The 15,291-nt window shown below is 75.3% G+C and carries 12 protein-coding genes and 2 pseudogenes; 7 read left to right on the forward strand and 7 right to left on the reverse strand.

What is annotated here, in order from left to right; genetic code table 11:
• Positions 1-64: 64 nt before the first annotated feature.
• Both AC2TEW_RS35470 and AC2TEW_RS35475 read right to left on the reverse strand, forming a co-directional pair.
• Positions 65-820: an LmeA family phospholipid-binding protein gene (locus AC2TEW_RS35470; RefSeq protein WP_484627374.1), complete on the reverse strand. Its 756-nt coding sequence runs from the start codon at positions 818-820 to the stop codon at positions 65-67.
• Positions 817-3,090, reverse strand: a complete 2,274-nt coding sequence (locus AC2TEW_RS35475) for an MMPL family transporter (RefSeq protein WP_484627375.1) — start codon at positions 3,088-3,090, stop codon at positions 817-819. The genes AC2TEW_RS35470 and AC2TEW_RS35475 overlap by 4 nt, the downstream gene beginning before the upstream one ends.
• Before the next feature lie 139 nt (positions 3,091-3,229).
• Between AC2TEW_RS35475 and AC2TEW_RS35480 the strand changes: the two genes are divergently transcribed.
• Together AC2TEW_RS35480 and AC2TEW_RS35485 are read left to right on the forward strand one after the other, a co-directional pair.
• Positions 3,230-3,916, forward strand: coding sequence for a response regulator transcription factor (locus AC2TEW_RS35480; RefSeq protein WP_484627376.1), 687 nt, complete (start codon positions 3,230-3,232; stop codon positions 3,914-3,916).
• The gene (locus AC2TEW_RS35485; RefSeq protein ID WP_484627377.1) at positions 3,913-5,313 is read left to right on the forward strand and encodes a HAMP domain-containing sensor histidine kinase; all 1,401 of its coding nucleotides are present in this window, start codon (positions 3,913-3,915) and stop codon (positions 5,311-5,313) included. Before AC2TEW_RS35480 ends, AC2TEW_RS35485 begins: the two co-directional genes overlap by 4 nt.
• Positions 5,314-5,331: 18 nt before the next feature.
• Here AC2TEW_RS35485 and AC2TEW_RS35490 read toward each other — a convergent pair whose 3' ends face one another.
• Positions 5,332-5,928: an HD domain-containing protein gene (locus AC2TEW_RS35490; protein WP_484627378.1), complete on the reverse strand. Its 597-nt coding sequence runs from the start codon at positions 5,926-5,928 to the stop codon at positions 5,332-5,334.
• A gap of 226 nt (positions 5,929-6,154) precedes the next feature.
• On the opposite strand from AC2TEW_RS35490, the pseudogene AC2TEW_RS35495 reads away from it, so the two are divergent.
• Positions 6,155-6,386: pseudogene (locus AC2TEW_RS35495) on the forward strand (NAD(P)-dependent oxidoreductase); the annotation flags it as partial.
• 77 nt (positions 6,387-6,463) lie between these two features.
• Here the strand turns inward: AC2TEW_RS35495 and AC2TEW_RS35500 are convergent.
• Positions 6,464-6,940: a nucleotide triphosphate diphosphatase NUDT15 gene (locus tag AC2TEW_RS35500; RefSeq protein ID WP_484627379.1), complete on the reverse strand. Its 477-nt coding sequence runs from the start codon at positions 6,938-6,940 to the stop codon at positions 6,464-6,466.
• Positions 6,941-7,040: 100 nt separating this feature from the next.
• Entirely contained in the window at positions 7,041-8,531 is a 1,491-nt protein-coding gene (locus AC2TEW_RS35505) for an SDR family NAD(P)-dependent oxidoreductase (RefSeq protein ID WP_484627385.1), read from the reverse strand.
• A gap of 186 nt (positions 8,532-8,717) precedes the next feature.
• On the opposite strand from AC2TEW_RS35505, the gene AC2TEW_RS35510 reads away from it, so the two are divergent.
• Positions 8,718-9,476: a class I SAM-dependent methyltransferase gene (locus tag AC2TEW_RS35510; RefSeq protein WP_484627380.1), complete on the forward strand. Its 759-nt coding sequence runs from the start codon at positions 8,718-8,720 to the stop codon at positions 9,474-9,476.
• Between the two features lie 640 nt (positions 9,477-10,116).
• Positions 10,117-10,818 carry a transglycosylase SLT domain-containing protein gene (locus AC2TEW_RS35515; protein ID WP_484627381.1) on the forward strand — a complete coding sequence of 234 codons (702 nt, stop codon included), beginning with the start codon at positions 10,117-10,119 and terminating at the stop codon, positions 10,816-10,818.
• 166 nt (positions 10,819-10,984) lie between these two features.
• Here the strand turns inward: AC2TEW_RS35515 and AC2TEW_RS35520 are convergent, their stop codons facing one another.
• Entirely contained in the window at positions 10,985-11,698 is a 714-nt protein-coding gene (locus AC2TEW_RS35520) for a DUF4328 domain-containing protein (RefSeq protein ID WP_484627382.1), read from the reverse strand.
• A 325-nt stretch (positions 11,699-12,023) separates the two neighbouring features.
• Between AC2TEW_RS35520 and AC2TEW_RS35525 the strand changes: the two genes are divergently transcribed.
• On the forward strand, positions 12,024-13,463 hold the full coding sequence (locus AC2TEW_RS35525) for a GuaB1 family IMP dehydrogenase-related protein (protein ID WP_484627383.1): 1,440 nt from the start codon (positions 12,024-12,026) through the stop codon (positions 13,461-13,463).
• Here the strand turns inward: AC2TEW_RS35525 and AC2TEW_RS35530 are convergent.
• A complete protein-coding gene (locus AC2TEW_RS35530; protein WP_484627384.1) occupies positions 13,424-14,281 on the reverse strand; it encodes a DUF5995 family protein in 858 nt (285 codons plus the stop codon). The genes AC2TEW_RS35525 and AC2TEW_RS35530 overlap by 40 nt on opposite strands.
• A 659-nt stretch (positions 14,282-14,940) precedes the next feature.
• Here AC2TEW_RS35530 and AC2TEW_RS35535 point away from each other — a divergent pair.
• A pseudogene (locus AC2TEW_RS35535) lies at positions 14,941-15,264 on the forward strand (transglycosylase family protein); the annotation flags it as partial.
• Positions 15,265-15,291: the final 27 nt, after the last annotated feature.

The following is a 15,291-nucleotide window of genomic DNA, read 5'->3' on the forward strand; positions in this document are numbered from 1 at the left end:
GGCCCGGGCGCCGCCCGTACCGGCCCGGGCGCCGCCCGTACCGGCCCGGGCGCCGGCCGCCCGCTCAGACCGCCGGCAGCGGGCCCGGCCCGCCGTCCAGGGTGACGTGGACGCCGTCGGCCAGGACCCGGACACCGGTGGCCTTCAGGCCCAGCGGGTACGGGCCGCCGGTGCCCGCACCGAGTCCGGCGCCGCCCACGCTGCCGGGCGGGACGCTGCGGCCGAGGAAGGTCAGGCTCGCGACGGAGAACGACACCCGGCCGTCGGCCAGCTCCGGACGCAGCGTCAGCCGGCCGGCCCCGCCCCGCCCGAGGCCCACGGTGACCGTCCCGGCGTCCGGGTCGGCGGTGGCCGAGGTGACCGGCAGCGACGGCACGGCGTCCTGGACGGCGGCGCCCAGGGACCGCGCCGGAACGGTGACCTCGGCGTGCGCACCGGCGAACCGGGCCCGGCCGCCGAGCCGGACGTCCTCGAGGCCGGCCCGTACCGAGAGCCCGGACAGCGGCCCCGCGTAGGCGTCGTCGCTGCCGATGTCCAGGTGCCCGAGGTGGCGGCCGACCAGGGCCCACAGGGCGGAGCCGCCCGTGGTGGCCGTCAGGCCCCCGAGGCCGGGGGCCGCACCGGCGACGCGGTCGCGGATCAGGGTGCGCGCGGCGAGTTCGCCCCCGCCGGCCGCCAGGACCGCCACCAGCGCCACCGCGACGGTGACGGCGGTGGCCCGGCGCCTGCGGACGGCGGCCCGCAGCCGGGTGGTCCCGTCCGCCCGCTGCGCGCCGACCCGGCCGGGAGCGGCCCGGTCCGCGGTCGCCCGGCGCGTCACCGGACCTCACCCCCGGCGGCGGGCGCGGCCGGACCCTCGGGGTCGAGGTGCGGCAGCAGCCGGTCCAGCGGGCGCGGGAGCCACCAGTTGGCGCGGCCGAACAGGTACATGGTCGCGGGTACCAGCACCAGCCGGACCACGGTCGCGTCGATGACGACGCTGACGCCGAGGCCCAGCGCGAGCATCTTGACCACCGCGTTGCTGGAGAGGAGGAACGCCAGGAAGACACTGGTCATGATCAGCGCCGCACAGGTGATCACCCGGGCGGTGGCGGCGAGTCCGGTGGCGACCGCCAGGTGGTTGTCCCCGCGGTGCAGCCAGGTCTCGCGGATCCGGGACAGCAGGAACACCTCGTAGTCCATCGAGAGCCCGAAGGCGATGGCGAACATCATCATCGGCACGTAGGACTCGACCGGGACCTTCTCGCCCACACCCAGCAGGCCGCCGCCCCAGCCCCACTGGAAGACCGCGACCACGACGCCGTACGCGGCGCCGATCGAGCAGAGGTTGAGCACCGCCGCCTTGACCGCGACCAGCAGGCTGCGGAACACCGTCAGCAGCAGCACGAACGCCGCCGCCACCACGATGCCGATGATCAGCGGCAGCCTCGCGACCAGGGTGTCGGTGAAGGTCTGCCCGGCCGCGGTCGGCCCGGTGAGGTAACCGGTGGCGCCGCTCCCCGCCAGCGCGCGCGGCAGGGCCGTGTCCTGGAGGGTGTGGATCAGCGCCGAGGTGGCCCGGTCCTGCGGGCCGGTCGCCGGGGTGACCGTGGTGATCAGCAGGACCCCGTCGGGGCTGGTCACCGGCCGGGAGACGGAGGCGACACCGGGGACGGCGGCCAGCTCGCGCCCGATCCCGTCGGCGAGCCGCCCGCGCCCGGCCTGGTCGGCGACCAGGCGGCTGTCGAGCTGGACGACCACCGTCAGCGGGCCGTTCGCGCCCGGCCCGAACGCCTCGCCGATCAGGTCGTAGGCCCGGCGGTCGGTCCGCCCGGCGGGCTGCGCGCCCGCGTCGACGTGGCCGAGCTGCAGCGAGGCCAGCGGGACGGCGAGCACGCCCAGCACCAGCAGCCCGCCGGACAGGAACAGCCACGGCCGCCGACCCACCAGCGCCGCCCAGCGGTGCCACACGTCGGAGCTGCCGGTCGGTTCGGCGACTGGCGTGCGCACCCGGAGCCGGTCGATCCGGCGCCCGAGCAGTCCCAGCAGCGCGGGCGTCAGCGTCACCGAGGCGGCCGCGGCGACCAGTACGGTCAGCCCGGCCGCGGCGCCGAGCGTCCCGATGAACCCGATCCCGGAGGCGAACAGCCCCGCCAGCGCCATCGCCACGGTGGCGGCCGCCACCAGCACCGCCCGGCCGCTGGTGGCCACCGTGCGCCCCACCGCCTCCGCGGGCTCCACCCCGGCGTGCAGCAGCGCCCGGTGACGGGTCACCAGGAACAGCGCGTAGTCGATGCCGACGCCCAGGCCCATCATCGCGGCGAGCGTCGGCGCGGCCTGGGCGAAGTCGAACCGGGCCGCGAGCAGCCCGAGACCGCCCAGCCCCGCCGCCAGCCCCAGGACGGCGGTCAGCAGCGGCAGACCGGCCGCCGCGACGCTGCCGAAGCCGATCAGCAGCACCAGCACGGCGACCGCCAGCCCGATCGCCTCCGAGGCCCGGTCCGCCGACCGCGGTGCCGCCAACTGCCCGAGCGGGTCGCCGTACTCGACGGTGACGCCGTCGGCGCGCAGCGGCCCCACCGCGGCGTCGACCCCGGCCAGGTAGGACGGGTCGAAGGCGGCCGGGGTGGTGGCGAACCGTACGGTGACCAGCGCGGTCCGGCCGTCCGCCGACACCGCGCCGGGGGTGGCCAGCGGATCCGACACCGCGAGCACGTCCGGCAGCCGGCCGAGGGCGTCCACCGCCGAACCGAGCGCGGCCCGGTGGTCGGCGACCGGCCCCCCGGAGCGGATCACCAGGGGCGCGGCGACCCCCGCGGTGGTACGGCCGCCGTGGTCGCGGAGCAGGTCGCTGCCGGTCTGGGTGGCGGTGCCGGGGAGCGCGAAGCTGTCGGCGAAGGTGCCGCCCCAGCGGGCGTCGGCCACCCCGAGGCCGGCCAGCACGGCGGCCCAGACGACGATCACCAGCCAGGCCCGCCGGGCGCACCAGCGCCCGGTCCGGTGCAGCAGGCCGGGGCGGGAGGTCGCGGCGGGCCCGGGCGCGGGTGCGGGCCGGGCGGGCGGTGACGGCCGGTCGACGGGCGCGGGCCGTTCGGTGGGTTCGGTGGTCATGGGGCCCCACCCTGGGCGACGCCGGTAAGGACGGCGTTGGCGGATTGTTCGGGGAATGTACGGGCCGCGGGGCGGCCCGCGGCCCGCCCGGCCGCCCTGGCTAGCATCGGTGGCGTTTCCGCACGTGAGAGAGGCAGCGATGACCGAGTCCCGGGGTCTCGTCCTGATCGTCGAGGACGAGCGCCACATCGCCGACGTCCAGCGGCTGTACCTGGCCCGCGAGGGCTTCGGCGTGCACGTCGAGAGCGACGGGCGGGCCGGCCTCGCCGCCGCCGGGCGGATGCATCCCGTCGCGATCGTGCTGGACATCGGCCTGCCCGGTCTGGACGGCATCAGCTTCTGCCGGGCCCTGCGCGACGCCGGCGACTGGACGCCGGTGCTGCTGGTCACCGCCCGCGGCGAGGAGGCCGACCGGATCCTCGGACTGGAACTGGGCGCCGACGACTACCTGACCAAGCCGTTCTCACCGCGGGAACTGGTGGCCCGGGTCAAGACGGTGCTGCGCCGCGCGGCCGGCCCGCCGGGATCGGCGCCCGCCGGGGTCGGGCGGCTCAGCGTCGACCCGGTCAGCCGCACCGTGCGCCGGGACGGCGAGCCGGTCGACCTCACCGCCACCGAGTTCAACCTGATCGCCCACCTGGTCCGGCAGCCGGGCCGGGTCTACACCCGCGAGCAACTGCTCGCGGAGGTCTGGGGCTATCCCGGCTACCGGGACACCCGGATGGTCGACGTGTTCGTCTCGCAGCTGCGCGCCAAGCTCGGCGACGCCAGCCCGATCCGTACCGTCCGCGGCGTCGGCTACAGCGCGACGGACCCCGGCCGGTGACCGGCCGACCGCGGCCGCGCACCTCGCTGGCCCGGACCCTGGTGCTGCTGACCACCGCGGTCGCCGCCCTCGCGGTGGCGCTGACCGGGCTGGTCGCCTGGCAGACCGCGGCGCACGGCGTCGAACAGCGCGAGCGCGACCAGCTGGCCCGCCAGGCGACCGTGCTCAGCCGGCTGCCCAACCTGTCCGGGCTGCTGTTCAACGGCGCCCAGGCGCTCGGCGGACCGAACGGCGTCGAACTCGCCGTCATCACCCCCGACGGCTCGGTCAGCGGCACCGCCACCCCGGCGGTCGGCACCGCGGCCAAGGCCGACCTGCTCGCCGGCCGGCCGGTCTCCACCACCGCCGTGCTCGGCGGCCGGGAGGTCCTGCTGGTCGGGGTGCCGGGGGCGCGCGGCGGCGCCGCCGTCCTCACCGAGCCGTACACCGTGGTCGAGCAGAACACCGGCCGGATCCGCCGCAACACCGTGCTGCCACTGCTGGCCGGCATGGTCGGCGCGGCGCTGGCCGGCGCCCTGCTGGCCCGCCGGATCGCCCGCCCGCTGGCGTCGGCCGCCGAGGTCGCGCACCGGCTGGCGGGCGGCGAACGCGGGGTGCGCGCCACCGTCGGCGGACCGCGGGAGGCCGCGGAGATCGGGCATGCCCTCAACGTCCTGGACGGCGCCCTGGCGCGCAGCGAGAACCGCCAGCGCGACTTCCTGCTGTCGGTCTCGCACGAGCTGCGCACCCCGCTGACCGCGCTGCAGGGCTATGCGGAGGCACTCGCCGACGGCCTGGTCGAACCGGCCGGGGTGCCCGGGGTCGGGCAGGTCCTGGCGGACGAGACCCGCCGCCTGGACCGCTTCCTCGGCGACCTGCTGGACCTCGCACGGCTGACCGCGGACGACTTCCGGCTGGAGTGCGGGCCGACCGACCTCGGTGCGCCGGCGGCCGAGGCCGCCGCGTTCTGGGCCGGTCCCGGGGAACGGCTCGGGGTCGAGGTCCGGCTCGACCGGCCGGAGCGGCCGGTGGTGGTGGACACCGACCCGTTCCGGGTGCGGCAACTGCTGGACGGGCTGGTGCAGAACGCGCTGCGGGCGACGCCGGGCGGCGGCCGGGTGGTCCTCGCGCTGAGCGCGGCCGACGGCGGCGGGGCCCGGCTCCAGGTCCGCGACAGCGGGCCCGGGCTGACCGAGGAGGACGTCGAGGTCGCGTTCGACAGCGGCGCGCTGCACGGCCGCTACCGGGACACCCGCCCGGTCGGCAGCGGCCTGGGTCTCGCCATCGCGCACCGGCTGACCGGCCTGCTCGGCGGCACCATCACCGTCGAGGGGCACGGCCCCGAGGGCGGCGCGGCCTTCACCGTCACCCTGCCGGCGGCGCCGCCGGACCGCGCCGCGTCCGACCGGAGCGCCTGACGCGGCGCGGCCCGGTGCTCAGCGCGGCAGCGGCGCGCCCTGCTGCCAGGCGTGGCCGTACTCGGCGACCAGCGGGTCGAGGTCGGGGAGGCCGAACTCGTCCACCAGCGCGTCGAAGGCGGCGACCTTGTCCGGCCCGAACTGCGCCAACCGGCCCGCGTACGCGGCGGCGTCGAGGAATCGCGGCGGGGTGCTCTTGGAGTGGAACTTGTCCGCGTACATCACCAGCCGCTCCTCCACCGTCCCGGCGAGGTAGTCGCCGAGCGGGATCGGCAGCTGCTGGGAGACGATGTCGTCGCAGGTCAGCCCGACACCGGTGTGGCAGGAGGCGAAACGGCACAACTCCTCCGGCAGGCCCTCGGCCCGCAGGAGCTCATGGCCGAGCACACCGTGCCGGATGTACGCGTCGGTGCCGACCTGGTAGACGCCGATGTCGTGCAGCAGCGCACCCACCTCGACCAGCGCGGTGTCGACCGGCTGTCCGGCGCGCCCGGCGAGCCGGAGCGCGATCCGGGCGACGATCTCGCAGTGGGTGAGCACCAGATCGAGGGCCTCGGGGCTGGGCGCGTACTTCTCGTGCAGCGCGCGCACGCTGCTGACGGTCGGCAGGATCACCCGGGCAGTCTAGTGCCGCGTCTGGCCGCCCCGGTGCCGGGTGGGCTCGGCGGCCGGGGTGGCCGGCACCGGCACCGGCACCGGGACCGGCGGCCGGGCTGAGGGGGCGGCGACGAGGCTGCGCTGCGCGGTGCTGGGCGACCACCAGGAGGTCGCCCGGTCGGCCGCCGACTGGTCACCGGTCGACAACCGGGCCGAAGTCCGGTGGCTGCGGCGGCACTTCACCGCGATCCTCGAGCAGGCCGCACTGGCCGAGGCGCTGCGCGAGGGCTGGATCGCGGGCGCCGGGGTCGACGTCTTCGAGACCCGAACCGCTCCCCGCGGACCGCCCGTACCGTTCGCTGCCGAACCTGCCCGCCGCCGCGCACCCCGGGTACGTGACCGGGCGCAACTCCCGGACGTACTACGGCGAGGCGGTGGAGGACATCGCGGCGTTCCTGGCTGGGACGCAGGGACGCAGGGACGCAGGGACGCCGGGACGCCTGGCTGGCCTGAGCCGCCGGCCTGCCCGACCGGAGCCGGAGGTGACGGTCCGTCAGGAGGTGGCGGCCGGACGGATCCCGGGGTGCAGCAAGGGGTAGCGGTGGGCGCCGGCGGGGTCGGTGAGGCCCGGCAGCCAGCTGCCGAGCACCAGCGCCGAGGGGTAGAACAGCGGTGCGGGCAGTGCGTCGAGGGCGAAGCGCTCCCAGCCGGCGCAGGCGTGCGGTTCGGTGACGACGGCGGGGGCGTCGCTCGGCGGCGCGAGGACGGCGGCGGTGAGCCGGGGCCGGCCGTCCTCGTGGTCGAGCAGGACGGCGAGCACCTGCATCGCCGCCGCCGGCAGCACGATGCCGGTCTCCTCCGCCAACTCCCGGGCGGCGGCCTGTTCGAAGGACTCGCCCGCCCGGTCGGCCTTGCCGCCGGGCAGGCCCCAGCTCGGCTCCTCGCCCGCCGTGGTCCGCCGGCCGAGCAGCACCCGTCCGTCGGCCGTCGGGACGATCACGCCCGCCCCGATCACCGGTACCGCCGCCACCCCGGTCACCTCCCGCCCCTCGTCCGCCGCGCTGCTGTCCGACGCCGGGCCACTTGCCGCCGAACCCGATCCGACTCCGACTCCCCGGTGGCCCGGGTGCCTACCAGGGCGCCTTGGAGTAGTCCTTGAGGAAGCAGCCGTACAGGTCCTCGCCCAGCTCGCCGCGCACGATCGGGTCGTACACCCGGGCGGCGCCGTCGACCAGGTCGAGCGGGGCGTGGAAGCCCTCCTCGGCGAGGCGCATCTTGTCGGGGTGCGGCCGCTCGTCGGTGATCCAGCCGGTGTCCACGCTGGTCATCAGGATGCCGTCGGTCCGCAGCATCTCCTCCGCGCTGGTGCGGGTGAGCATGTTCAGCGCGGCCTTGGCCATGTTGGTGTGCGGGTGGCCGGCGCCCTTGTAGCCGCGGTTGAAGACGCCCTCCATCGCGGAGACGTTCACCACGTACTTGCGGCGCGCGGTGGACGCGGCCATCGCCGGGCGCAGCTGGCTGATCAGGATGAACGGCGCGGTGGAGTTGCAGAGTTGCACCTCCAGCAGCTCGACCGGGCCGACCTCGCTGACGGTCTGCACCCAGCTGTTGGTGGCGTCGAGGTCGGGGACCAGTCCGCCCGCGTCGATCGCGGTGCCGGCGGCGATCCGCTCGGGCGTCGCCGAGCCGGTGACCAGGGCGAGCGCGGTGACGTCCTCGGCGGTGACCCGCTCGGTGTCGCCGGTGGCCTGTGCGGGCAGCGCGGGCAGGTCGACACTGCCGCTGCCGTACCGGCCGATCACGGTGGACGGCGGCAGTTCGCCGGCCGGCAGCGGCGCCGACTCGGCGGCGATCAGCTCGCGGTACGCCGCGGGGGAGCGCCGGACGGTCTGGGCGGCGTTGTTGATCAGGATGTCCAGCGGGCCGTCCGCCGCGACCTCCTCGGCCAGCGCCATCACCTGGGCGGGGTCGCGCAGGTCGATGCCGATGATCTTGAGGCGGTGGATCCAGTCGGCGCTGTCCGGCATCGCCTTGAAGCGGCGGATGGCGTCGTTCGGGAAGCGGGTGGTGATGGTGGTGTGCGCGCCGTCGCGCAGCAGCAGCAGCGCGATGTACATGCCGATCTTGGCCCGCCCGCCGGTCAGCAGCGCCCGCTTGCCGGTCAGGTCGGCGCGGGCGCCCCGGCGGCTGTGGTTGAGCGCGGCGCAGTTGCGGCAGAGCTGGTGGTAGAAGGCGTCCACCTCGACGTACCGCTGCTTGCAGGTGTAGCAGGAGCGCGGGCGCTCGAGTATCCCGGCGATCTCGGTGACGGTCTCGGTGGTGAGGCCGAACGCGCCGGCCGTCTCGTCGTCGATCCGGCCCGGCGCGCCGGTGGCGGTCCGGGAGGTGACGTCGCGGTCATTGGCGGTCTTGCGGGCCCGGGTCTCCTGGCGGCGGCGCTGCTTGAGAGTGCGGAAGATGCCGCCGACCGCCTTGCGGACGGTGATCGCGTCCGGGTGGTCGACGTCCAGCTCGTCGAGCTCGGCGAGGACGCTGAGGCAGAGCTCCAGCCGTTCCGGGTCAATGCCGGGGCCGTACTCGATCTCTTCTGCTGCGTTCTGGATGTCCGCGCCCGCCGTCATGACCGCTGTTGTTCCCTTGTCCACATCGCCGATTCTCCCGGCGAACTCTACGGGAGCGGCCGGTGAAGGGGCGAAAACCGACGACTCGGTAATGGTCCATATGCACTTTTGGCCATTACCGGATCGACCCTATGATCCGTAAGGGCCCAACGGGGCCTGAGTCTCTTACCGGGGAGGGGTGTCCCCATGGACGGCACGGACCGCGAGTACTGGGACGACTGGCAGCGCAGCTGGGACCGGCAGCAGGAGTGGTACCTCCCCGACCGCGAGGAGCGCTTCCGGGTGATGCTCGACACGGTGGAGGCCCACGCCGGGCCCGCCCCCCGGGTGCTCGACCTCGCCTGCGGCACCGGATCCATCACCGAGCGGCTGCTCGCCCGCCTGCCCGGCGCGGTGAGCGTCGGTGTCGACCTGGACCCCGCCCTGCTCGCCATCGCCGAGGGCCACTTCGCCGCCGAGCCCCGCCTCACCCTGGTCACCGCCGACCTGCGCGACGACGCCTGGACCGGGCAGCTCCCGCCCGGCCCGTACGACGCCGTGGTCACCGCCACCGCACTGCACTGGCTGCCCGCGGCCGACCTGGTCCGGCTCTACCGGGACCTCGCCGCCCTGCTGCGCCCCGGCGGGGTCTTCCTCAATGCCGACCACACCCCGGAGCCGGCCACGCCGCTGCTGAACGCCGCCGACGAGGCGTTCCAGCAGCACCGGCAGCGACGGGAGCGGGCCGAAGGCGCGCTGGACTGGGATCAGTGGTGGGCCGCGGCCGCCGCGGACCCGCTGCTCGGCGACCTGGTGGCGGCGCGCCGCGAGATCTTCGGCGGACACCGGGACCCGGAGCCCCGGCCGGCCGCCTGGCACACGGCCCGGCTGGTCGACGCGGGCTTCCGGGAGGCCGGTGTGGTGTGGCGCTCGGTGGCGGACTCGATGGTCGCGGCCGTCCGCTGACCTCACCGCCCGGCGCCGGGGCGGCTCGGGGGCCGAAGGCCCGGTGCCGGGCGGTGACGGGGGTCACCCGGGGCTTCTGTGCGGCGAGACGGGGGTCACGTCGGGGTGCGCGGCGCCGCCGCCGGGGGAGGGATTGCCGGTCGGGCGGCCGTGGCATCAACTCCACCCACCTCCAGGCAAGTTGGGGTGACCTGAAGGTCAGGCGGATCTTGATTTGTGACCGTTATGTCCGAATAGTCCGTCCCGCCTGTGAGCTTTCCCACGGCGGACGGGCCGGCGCCGGGTCCCAGGCCCGCCGATGGGTCGTCACGACCCCTGCCCGGTAATGGAATGCGTGATTCCGGATGGGCGGTCTGACGGGGCGTCGAGGTGCCCTGGAGGCGGTTGCTCCGGGGGTGGGGGTCGCGCAACATCGAGGGAGCGCTCCGGCCGGTCGGTACCGGCGGACGCCACCCCGCGCAGTCGGCCCGCCATCGAGCGGGCCGTGACCCGGGCCGCACACCGGCCCGCTGCGCAGTCGGCGGGTCGGACCCCGTCGCCGTACATCGGCCGCCCAGTGCGCGGCGCTCCGTGCTCCGCACGGGCTCTCGGCTGTCCCGAGGCGGTGTGCGACCCCCACGACCCAAGAGGTGCTTCAAGCGTGCGTGCCATCAGCCAGGGGCGGCTTCGGCTGTCGAACATCCGAATGCACCACCCCCGCCTGCCCGACTGCTTCCTCGCCGTTGGACTGACCGGTGCGGTGGCCGTCGGCCTGGCTGTCCCGGCCAGCCAGGCGTTCGCCGCCGAGGCGGCGCCGGCTCCCGCCGCGGCCGCCGCCGCTGCCGCGCCCGCCGCCCAGGACCCCGCTGCCGCCGCCCCGGCCCAGGCCCCCGCGCCCGAGGCCGCCCCGGCCGCCCCGGCCGCTCCCGCGCCCGCCGAGGCCCCGGCCGCCGCTCCGGCGCCCGCCCCGGCCCCTGCGCCCGCCCCCGCGCCGGCCCCGGCCGCGCCCAGCTACGCCAACAACCTGGACGGCTGGATCCAGGAGGCCCGCGACGTGCTGGCCGCCCACGGTGACCGGGTGCCCTCCGCGAAGGCGATGAAGGCCACCGCGATGTCCGAGTCCTCCGGCAACCCGAAGGCCGTCAACGGCTGGGACTCCAACGCCAAGGCGGGCATCCCGTCGATCGGCCTGACCCAGATGATCAAGCCGACCTTCAAGGCCTACTCCCTGCCGGGCCACACCGACATCACCAACCCGGTCGACAACCTGGTGGCCAGTGCCCGCTACTGCAACCACGTCTACGGCAGCATGGACAACGTGGCCAAGGCCCGCTGCTACGGCTCCTGCTGGCGCGGTTACTAAACCTCGCCGCACCCGGCCTGGCCCGAACCCGGCCCGGCCCGCACCCGGCCTGGCGCGAGCCGCTGACGCAGCACACCCGGCGCCCGCCGCGAAACCCCTGACCAGGGCGGAGCGGCGCGGCGCCCGTCCCATCCCCGGGGCCGTTCCCCGGGGCCGGACCGCGCGGTCAGGACGTCGCGACCGCGACCGCCGGGCGGCCCGAGGCGTGCCACGACTGGACCTTGGTGATCCGCTCCACCAGCAGGACCGCCAGCACGCCCGCCACCGTGTTGGCCACCAATTCGTACGTCTCGAGGACGCCGAGCCCGATGCCGAGCCCGCTGCCGAACCGGGCCAGCACGAGGGCGCCCACGGTCCTGGCGAGCCAGGCGGCCCACCAGAGGTGGACCAGTCGCTCACCCCGGGGCGAGGCGCCCGCCCGCCAGACGTCCCGGGCGATCCGGTGCGGGATCCACCACATCGCGAACGGGACCAGCCAGGCGCCGACCGCCCAGCCCTGCCCGTAGCGGTTCCCGCCCGGCGCCAGCAGTTCCGCGTTGGCCCGGCACCGGGCGAACCAGCAGACGAAGACGACTCCGGCGGCCGCCCATGCCACCAGTCCCCACTGGTACGCCGCCCGGCCGACCGGTGTCGCGGCGCTGCCGGACACGGCCTCGGCCGCCGCGGCGACGAGGGGGAGCACGGTCACCACCGTGAGGAGTCCCTGGGTCGCCCTGCCCAGGACGAGGGGATCGGTGATCCGGCCCAGGGGCAGCGTCCGCCGGGCGCCGTACGGCCAAGGCGCGCCGGCCGGCCGCGGCCCGGTCGGGCCGGCGGTGCAGTCGCGGCAGCCGCCGACCGCCTGCGCGTACGGATCCCCGTCGCAGGACGTGCAGGTCAAAGGAGTCCCCCTCCGGAGCGCTGCGGCGGGCACGGCCCGCCGTGATGATCAGCTGCACCTTAGAGGGGACCGGGGTGGACCTGCCACCGATCTTCCGGCCGCCCGCGGCGCCCGTCCGCACCCGCGCGCCCTGTACGTTCCTACGAAGACGGTCGCGTCGGGGCCCGGCCGGCTTGTGGTGATCTTCAACGATTGCGCGGTGGCTGGCTTTGCGCGGCCGTATCACCGAGTATTGAACGTTGGGTGCGGGGCGCCCGAGTGCGCCCCGCGGCCGAGCCGCAACCGCGCCCGAGGTGTACGTTTCCCCAGCCAGAGAGCCCCATTCATGCGCTTCCTGAACGACCTCAAGCCCGCGTACGACCTTACGTACGACGACGTCTTCATGGTCCCCAGCCGCTCCGCCGTGGGCTCCCGTCAGGCCGTGGACCTGTCCTCGAACGACGGCACCGGCACCACCATCCCGCTGGTGGTCGCCAACATGACCGCCATCGCCGGCCGCCGGATGGCCGAGACCGTGGCCCGCCGCGGCGGCCTGGTGGCCATCCCGCAGGACATCCCGACCGAGGTCATCGCCGACGTCATCGGCTGGGTGAAGCAGCGCCACCTGGTGCACGACACCCCGATCACCCTGGCCCCCGGCGACACCGTCGCGGACGCGCTGTCGCTGCTGCCCAAGCGCGCCCACAACGCGCTCGTCGTGGTCGAGGACGGCAAGCCCGTCGGCGTGGTCACCGACTCCGACTGCCAGGGCGTCGACCGGTTCACCAGCCTCTCCGAGGTGATGTCCCGCGACCTGCTGCTGCTGGAGGAGGGCATCGACCCGCGCGCCGCCTTCGAGAAGCTCAACGAGGGCCACCGCAAGCTCGCGCCCGTGGTCGACCGGGACGGGGCGCTGGTCGGTCTGCTCACCCGCAAGAACGCGCTGCGCGCCACCCTCTACACCCCCGCCGTCGACGCCGCCGGCAAGCTGCGGATCGCCGCCACCGTCGGCATCAACGGCGACGTGGCCGGCAAGGCCAAGGCCCTGATCGAGGCCGGCGCGGACGTGCTGGTGGTGGACACCGCGCACGGCCACCAGGAGTCGATGATCAGCGCGCTGCACGCCGTCCGCGGCCTCGACCCGCAGATCCCGATCGTGGCCGGCAACGTGGTCTCCGCCGCCGGTGTCCGCGACCTGGTCGAGGCCGGTGCCGACATCCTCAAGGTCGGCGTCGGCCCCGGCGCGATGTGCACCACCCGGATGATGACCGGCGTCGGCCGCCCGCAGTTCTCCGCGGTGCTGGAGTGCGCCGCCGAGGCCCGCAGGCTCGGCAAGCACGTCTGGGCCGACGGCGGCGTCCGCCACCCCCGCGACGTCGCGATGGCGCTGGCCGCCGGCGCGTCCAACGTGATGATCGGGTCCTGGTTCGCCGGTACCCACGAGTCGCCGGGCGACCTGCACACCGCCGCCGACGGCCGCCAGTACAAGGAGAGCTTCGGCATGGCCTCCGCCCGCGCGGTGCGCAACCGGACCTCCGAGGAGTCCGCGTACGACCGGGCCCGCAAGGCGCTGTTCGAGGAGGGCATCTCGACCTCGCGGATGTTCCTCGACCCGGCCCGCCCGGGCGTCGAGGACCTGATCGACTCGATCGTGGCCGGGGTCCGCAGCTCCTGCACCTACGCGGGCGCCAACAGCCTGGAGGAGTTCCACCAGAACGCGGTCGTCGGCGTGCAGAGCGCGGCCGGCTACGCCGAGGGCAAGCCGCTGCACTCCAGCTGGGCCTGACCGGCGGCCGGGCGCACCCGGCCCGGCAAGCAGTCCCCTACGGGCCGGCCCTCCGCTTCGGCGGGGGGCCGGCCCGCGTCGTCCGGTGCGCAGGGGCCGCCCGGCGGAGTGGCGCCGTCCAACGGTGTGGCGCCGTCCAGCGGGGTGAGCAGGGCGCGGCCGACCATCCCGACCGAACCGGAGAGCGCCGCCGCGACTGCCCGGAAGGCCACCGGCAGTCCGCGCAGCGGCCACAGCGCCAGCACGCTCGCCCAGGCCGCGTCCCGGGCGCGGTCGATGCTCCACACCCCGACCACGTGCAGCAGCGGCTGCGCCGCGGGCAGCCCGGCGGGGGAGGGCAGCAGCAGCTCGGCCCGGACCTGCGCCTCCACCTGGGCGAGCAGGGTGTTGATCCGCCGGTAGTCGGCCGCCAGCCGCTCCGGTTCGCAGCCGAGCTGCCGGCAGGTGTCCAGGACGGCCAGCGGCAGGTCGTGCTCGATGTGGGCGTTCATCCCGGCCAGCGCGTACTGGAGTGGATGGATGCCCGGATGCCGGCGCAGCTCGAACAGCGGCCGCCAGCAGGCGGCCGGGCGCCGGCCGGCCGCGTCGTCGTCGACGGCGTCGAGGTAGCGGGCGGCGAACAGGCCGTCGAGACGGGCCATCGCGGCCGGGTCCTCGAACCAGGACCCGGCCAGCCGGTCCCGCACCAGCGCGGTGACCGTCAGGTACATCCCGTTGAAGACCGCCACGCCGTCGCCGGGCGCCGCCGCGGCGGCCAGCTCCGTCATCCGGGCGACCGCCTCGTCGACCGTCGGCGCGGTACCGGTGGTCGTCGTCATCCGCGCGCTCCGCTCTCCGCCGTCCCGCGCCCGGCGGCCCGGGAGCGAGGCCCCACCATCGCAGCCGCCACCGGCCCGGCGGCAGCGCTCCGCCGGACGATCCGGCGTCCGAGTGGCCGGTGCCACACGGACGGGTGATCGACAGGGCGGCCGGCGCCCGATCCGGTGGCGGACCGTCGGCCGGGTGACACCCTGCGTCGACGCTGTGGGCGGCCTCACAGGCCCCGGCGTGTGAGCCACGCCATGCAATCGGTGGTTCGATCATGAAAATGGCTGCCAAATGTCCGTAAATGAGGCAATTTTGCCGATTCATACCACCGGTAACGGCCGCCTGACCTGGGACTTCACGGTCCACCCTTGAACCGCCCGCCGACCGCCCCGTAACTTCGGTGCCAGGTGAACGAACACCACCCGGGTCCACTCCCGGCGCACCGCCCACCGGCTCACCCCGGAGCGGACGTCCGGCGGAGTACCGGGGCGGCGGAACGGGCCGGATGCCCGCAACCAGCCGCTCGCCGAGCGAGGCGAACGAACCGACCATCCCGTGGCCCTGGTTCCGCACGCCCACCCACCCGGGGCCTTCGAAAGGATGCACATTGATCTTCCGTAACGAGACTTCCGCTGCCACCACCACCGCCACCAAGCGCAAGCGCGTTCGGATGGCCGTCATGGCGGGTGCGGTCATCGCCCTGCCGGTGGCCGGACTCGTCACGGCCACCGGGGCGTCCGCCGCCCCGGCCTCCACCTGGGACAAGGTCGCGCAGTGCGAGTCGACCGGCAACTGGGCGATCAACTCCGGCAACGGCTTCTACGGCGGCCTGCAGTTCACCAACAGCACCTGGGCCGCCTTCGGCGGCACCTCCTACGCCCCGCGCGCCGACCTCGCCACCAAGGCCCAGCAGATCAACGTCGCCGAGAAGGTCCTCGCCTCCCAGGGCCCCGGCGCCTGGCCGGTCTGCTCCGTCAAGGCCGGCCTCACCAAGTAAGGCCCACGCACGACGCACGTCCGG

The organism is Kitasatospora sp. NEAU-CNBT7 (assembly GCF_057220535.1).